Here is a 6,153-nt window from a genome sequence, read left to right as displayed (position 1 = left end):
TTTGAGCAACCTGCGGCTAGCTTCCTAGTTTGCTCTTTGATTTTCATTGAGTATGGGCCTATTTTATCACAAAAGATAAGAGAAAGCTATGTGGGATGTCAGAGGAATACTTTTAAATCAGGAAAGTAGTAAAAAAGCAACCGTACCTGCAGTTGCTTTTATAATTCTCTTAATAACGTGTTGGCCCTGCACTTGCGCTGCGGATGTTCAAGCGTTTTTTGAGATAGAAGCGAAGGGCTAGGAGGGCTGCTCCGATAATAGCCAGTGGCAATGGAGCAAGTACTGGGTTAAGGCTAGCTGGTAGGAAGCTTGTTGCAAAGAAGACAAGCAACCAAAGGAACATAGAAGCTAGGATAACTAGTACAGATTTCCAGAAAGGAGGACGTTGACTGCGGTCCATATCTGGTCCATAGTATTGGTAAACAAAGTAGTACATCAAGTAGAAGGCAAATCCACCAACAAGTCCAACTAGCAGGAGAGTGACAAGTCCATAGCCGAAAGCCTGATCTGCTGCAAAGAAAGTTGTGAGGGCGCTGACGAGGGCAAAGAGGCTAGTGATGAAAAGAGCTGAGTCCATAATCATGAGTTTTGGATCATCATTTTCTTTTGGATGTTCCTTTTCATATTGTTCCTTGACAGTGAAACTATGAGCCCAATGAGTTGGCGCGCCATAGAGGGAACGAGCAGTCGTACCTTTAGATTGCTCTTCAATGATTTGGGGAATAACTTCCTCAAAAATAGCCTTGATTTCAGCATCTGTTTTTCCATCTTTGATGAATTGTTGGGTAGCGATGTGGACAAATTCTTGGTTTTTCTTAGTTAATTTTTGTAGATCAATCTGAGACATAGGAACTCCTCTTAGAACCATTTTTTATGGATGAGATAGAGAGTGAGCGAGACACTCATAGCAAAGGCGATAAAGACGATTAACCAGAAGGCATTTGGCTCGCCGTTTAGGGGGATTTCATTATCCTTAAAGTTCATCCCGTAGGCAGAAAAGACCATGGTTGGGATGGACATGACGATGGTCACAAGGGCCAAGGTTTTCATGATGTTGTTCTGGTTGTTAGAAATGATAGAGGCGAAGGTCTCTGTCATAGAATGCAAGACGTTTCCATAAATGTCTGCCATCTCGATGGCCTGTTGGGTTTCAATCAGGGTGTCTTCAAGCAGGTCTTCGTCCTCAAGGTATTTCTTGATATTGCTGGTTGAGCTGGTCAATTTCTTAATCACACGCTCATTTGTTTTGAGGGAGGCCTTGAAATAGACGATGGTTTTTTCCAATTCCATCAGTTCAATCAATTCTTCATTACGAGTTGATTGATGCAGTTGACTTTCGATTTGTTCACTCTTACGGTCAATCGAACGAAGGGCTGTTAGGTAAAGCTCTGCATTGCGATAGAGAATCTGAAAGATAAAACGCGAACGCATGAAGGTGTAGAAATTACGCAATCGACGGTTGATAAAGACATCGAGGACCGGTAATGGTTCCAAACACGTAGTGATAATGGTTTCCTCGGTGATGATAATACCAAGCGGGATGGTAACGTAATAGGTGCGGTTATTTCTTTCTTCTGTGACCGGCACGTCAACGATAATCAGGGTATACTCGTCTTCAATGGTAATACGAGACATTTCTTCCGCATCGAGCGGTGCTCGGAGGTCGGCGATATCGATATCGAAGGCGTTAGCGATTTCGAGTGATTCATTTTGAGTCGGATTGACGAGATTGATCCAAGTACCCGGTTCAAGCGTATCGATCTCTTTAAATTCAGTTGTTGTAGAGAGAAAAACTTGTTTCATATCCCTTATCCTTTCTCATTTTTCAGATTTTTTCACACCGTACTATTATACTACAAAATCGGCCTTTTGGGTAATAGAATCTCACTTTTTTTGGTATAATGGTAAGCAATAATGGACTAGAAAGAACAAAGATGCAAGATAAAATTGTCATTCATGGGGCGCGTGCCCATAATTTAAAAAATATTGATGTGGAGATTCCGCGAGACAAGCTGGTTGTCGTGACTGGTTTGTCAGGTTCAGGGAAATCCAGTCTGGCCTTCGATACCCTCTATGCGGAGGGACAACGCCGCTATGTGGAGAGTTTGTCAGCCTACGCTCGTCAATTCTTGGGAAATATGGAGAAGCCTGATGTAGATGCCATTGATGGCCTCAGCCCAGCTATTTCCATCGACCAGAAAACGACTAGTAAAAATCCTCGCTCGACCGTGGGAACCACGACTGAAATCAATGACTATCTGCGTCTCCTCTACGCGCGTGTGGGGACGCCTTACTGTATCAACGGGCATGGAGCTATCAAGGCCTCTTCTGTGGAGCAAATTGTGGATAAGGTTTTGGAGTTGCCAGAACGCCAGCGTCTGCAAATCTTAGCACCAGTTATCCGTAAGAAAAAAGGACAGCATAAGAGCGTTATCGAGAAAGTTCAGAAAGACGGTTATGTTCGCGTCCGTGTGGACGGGGAAGTCTATGATGTGACCGAAGTGCCAGAGTTATCCAAGAGCAAGCAACACAATATTGATGTCGTGGTTGACCGTATCGTTATCAAGGAGGGTATCCGTAGCCGTCTCTTTGATTCCATTGAGGCTGCCCTTCGTATTGCAGAAGGTTATGTCATTATCGATACTATGGACGATTCTGAGTTGCTCTTCTCTGAGCATTATGCCTGCCCAGTTTGTGGTTTTACCGTGCCAGAGTTAGAGCCTCGCCTCTTCTCCTTCAATGCTCCTTTTGGTTCTTGTAGTGAGTGTGATGGTTTGGGTATTAAGCTGGAGGTGGATACTGATTTGGTAGTGCCAGATGCCAGCAAAACCTTACGTGAGGGAGCCTTGGCTCCTTGGAATCCTATCTCATCCAACTACTATCCAAACATGCTAGAGCAGGCTATGACAGCTTTTGGAGTGGATATGGATAAGCCTTTTGAGAACTTGTCAGAAGAAGATAAGAACTTGATTCTCTACGGCTCAGATGGCAAGGAATTCCATTTCCACTATGAGAATGAATTTGGTGGTGTACGCGATATTGACATTCCGTTTGAAGGAGTTGTCAATAATATCAAACGTCGTTACCATGAAACTAATAGCGATTATACTCGCACCCAGATGCGTCTCTACATGAATGAGCTGACCTGCGGAACCTGTCACGGCTATCGTCTCAATGACCAGGCCTTGTCTGTCCGTGTTGGTGGTGAGCAAGGACCACATATCGGAGAAATTTCAGACCTGTCTATCGCGGACCACTTGGACTTGGTAAGCAAGTTGACTCTGTCTGAAAATGAATCTATTATTGCTCGTCCCATTCTCAAGGAAATCAAGGACCGCTTGACCTTCCTCAATAACGTGGGTCTTAATTATCTGACTCTGTCACGTTCAGCAGGAACCCTTTCGGGTGGTGAGAGTCAGCGTATTCGCTTGGCAACTCAGATTGGTTCTAACCTATCAGGTGTCCTCTATATTTTGGATGAGCCGTCAATCGGTCTTCACCAGAGGGATAATGACCGTCTGATTGCCAGTCTCAAAAAGATGCGTGACTTGGGCAATACTCTTATCGTGGTGGAACATGACGAAGATACCATGCGTGAGGCTGATTATCTGATTGATGTTGGTCCCGGTGCCGGTGTTTTTGGTGGGGAGATTGTTGCCGCAGGTACGCCCAAGCAGGTGGCTCGCAACAGTAAGTCTATCACAGGCCAGTACTTGTCAGGCAAACGTGCCATTCCAGTGCCAGAAGAGCGACGTGTCGGAAATGGTCGTTTTATCGAGGTGACAGGAGCGCGTGAGAACAACCTGCAAAATGTCACAGCTCGCTTCCCACTAGGAAAATTTATCGCAGTGACAGGGGTATCAGGTTCAGGGAAATCGACCCTAATCAATAGCATTCTCAAAAAAGCTATTGCTCAGAAGCTCAACCGTAATTCAGATAAGCCTGGTAAGTTTAAAACGATTACAGGGATTGAGCATGTTGATCGTTTGATTGATATTGACCAGAGCCCTATCGGACGAACACCAAGGTCTAACCCAGCTACCTATACAGGAGTTTTTGACGATATACGTGACCTATTTGCCCAGACAAATGAAGCCAAGATTCGAGGCTACAAGAAGGGACGTTTCAGTTTCAATGTCAAGGGCGGTCGTTGTGAAGCCTGCTCAGGTGACGGGATTATCAAGATTGAGATGCACTTCTTGCCAGATGTTTACGTGGCTTGTGAAGTCTGCCACGGGACCCGCTACAACAGTGAAACCCTAGAAGTCCACTACAAGGAAAAGAATATCTCGCAGGTCTTGGACATGACTGTCAACGATGCGGTGGAATTCTTCCAACACATTCCAAAGATTCAACGTAAACTTCAGACTATCAAGGATGTGGGATTAGGCTATGTTACGCTAGGACAGCCAGCTACCACCCTTTCTGGAGGAGAAGCCCAGCGTATGAAGTTGGCTAGTGAACTCCACAAACGATCGACAGGAAAATCTTTCTACATTCTGGATGAGCCGACGACAGGTCTTCATACCGAGGATATCGCTCGCTTGCTTAAAGTCTTGGCTCGCTTTGTCGATGATGGCAATACAGTTCTTGTCATTGAGCACAATCTGGATGTTATCAAGACGGCAGACCATATTATTGACTTGGGACCTGAGGGCGGTGTCGGCGGTGGAACCATCATCGCAACAGGAACTCCAGAAGAAGTAGCGGCCAATGAAGCCAGCTACACAGGACAGTATTTGAAAGGAAAATTACATCATGAATAAACGCGTACAAGCATTTCTAGCTAAAATGCAAGAAAAAGAACTAGATGGTATCATCATCAACAACCTTAAAAACGTCTATTACCTGACTGGTTTTTGGGGCTCAAACGGAACAGTCTTTATCAGTCGTGACCGTCAGGTCTTGGTGACAGACTCTCGCTATATCATTGCAGCCAAGCAAGAAACCAGTGGCTTTGAAATCGTAGCAGATCGCGATGAATTGGCTGTCATTGAAGGAATTGTCAAGGACATGGGCTTGTCTCGAATCGGTTTTGAGGATGAGATTTCGGTCTCTTATTATCACCGTATGCAGGCAGCCTTTGAAGGAATTGACTTGCTTCCACAAACTCAGTTTGTCGAAGGTCTTCGAATGATTAAGGATGAAGCGGAGATTGCAGCTATTCGCAAGGCTTGTTCTATCTCAGACCAAGCTTTCCGCGATGCGCTTGACTTTATTAAGCCAGGAAAGACTGAAATTGAGATTGCCAACTTCCTTGACTTCCGCATGCGTGAGTTGGGAGCATCTGGCTTATCTTTTGATACGATTCTAGCTAGCGGTATCAATTCTTCTAAACCCCATGCCCATCCTATGCACAAACCAGTGGAGCTAGGAGAAGCCATTACAATGGACTTCGGTTGCCTTTATGACCACTATGTCAGTGATATGACACGGACTATCTATCTAGGGCATGTTAGCGACGAGCAAGCAGAGATTTACAATACGGTTTTGAAAGCCAACCAAGCCTTGATTGACCAGGCTAAGGCAGGATTAGGTTTCCGAGACTTTGATAAAATTCCTCGTGATATTATCATCGAAGCAGGCTATGGCGACTACTTTACACACGGTATTGGTCACGGTATTGGACTGGACATCCATGAAGAACCTTACTTTAGCCAGACTTCTACAGAAACTATTAAGGCGGGTATGGCCTTGACCGATGAACCAGGTATCTATATCGAAGGCAAATATGGCGTTCGTATCGAGGATGATATCCTGATTACAGAGACAGGTTGTGAATTGTTGACCTTAGCTCCAAAAGAGTTGATAGTTATTTAAGAGTTAAACAACTCAAATGATTGACTTTTAAATTTTAAAGGTTTATACTGAAAGACGAAAACGGTAGGTGAGGCTACCATAGGGATACGGATGACTACCGCAAAGCAGTGGAGACACTACTCGTTGGTCAACAGTCCTGGTCGCGAAGGCCAAGACTAAGCTCATTACATTGCCCTATGGAGTTAAAGCTTGAACGAAAAACAGATAATTAGTTTTTTAATCCTGCCATTTTATGGTGGGATTTTCTACTGTTTAAATCAAAGAAAGGAGCTAAACGATGCAAATTGACGATCATCCGGAACCGCACATACACAGCCAATCACTGATTTGTGT

General features: G+C 44.5%; 4 protein-coding genes and 1 riboswitch. Of the genes, 2 read left to right on the top strand and 2 right to left on the bottom strand.

The features are described from left to right. Positions 1-169: 169 nt before the first annotated feature. Together ADI58_RS09870 and ADI58_RS09865 are read right to left on the bottom strand one after the other, a co-directional pair. The gene (locus ADI58_RS09870) at positions 170-847 is read right to left on the bottom strand and encodes a DUF1129 domain-containing protein (protein ID WP_049522458.1); all 678 of its coding nucleotides are present in this window, start codon (positions 845-847) and stop codon (positions 170-172) included. An 11-nt stretch (positions 848-858) separates the two neighbouring features. After that, complete coding sequence (locus tag ADI58_RS09865) at positions 859-1,803, bottom strand: magnesium transporter CorA family protein (RefSeq protein ID WP_000815623.1); 945 nt, start codon at positions 1,801-1,803, stop codon at positions 859-861. Between the two features lie 131 nt (positions 1,804-1,934). Here ADI58_RS09865 and uvrA point away from each other — a divergent pair, with 131 nt between their 5' ends. Both uvrA and ADI58_RS09855 read left to right on the top strand, forming a co-directional pair. Further along, complete coding sequence (gene uvrA / locus ADI58_RS09860) at positions 1,935-4,766, top strand: excinuclease ABC subunit UvrA (protein WP_049522457.1); 2,832 nt, start codon at positions 1,935-1,937, stop codon at positions 4,764-4,766. Continuing rightward, positions 4,759-5,820, top strand: a complete 1,062-nt coding sequence (locus ADI58_RS09855; RefSeq protein ID WP_049522456.1) for a M24 family metallopeptidase — start codon at positions 4,759-4,761, stop codon at positions 5,818-5,820. The genes uvrA and ADI58_RS09855 overlap by 8 nt, the downstream gene beginning before the upstream one ends. Positions 5,821-5,877: 57 nt before the next feature. After that, positions 5,878-6,028, top strand: a riboswitch (M-box (ykoK) riboswitch). The last annotated feature ends 125 nt before the right edge of the window (positions 6,029-6,153 follow it).

The organism is Streptococcus mitis (assembly GCF_001074635.1).
GTDB classification, from domain to species: domain Bacteria; phylum Bacillota; class Bacilli; order Lactobacillales; family Streptococcaceae; genus Streptococcus; species Streptococcus mitis_E.
This window is presented reverse-complemented; position numbering and strand designations above follow the sequence as displayed.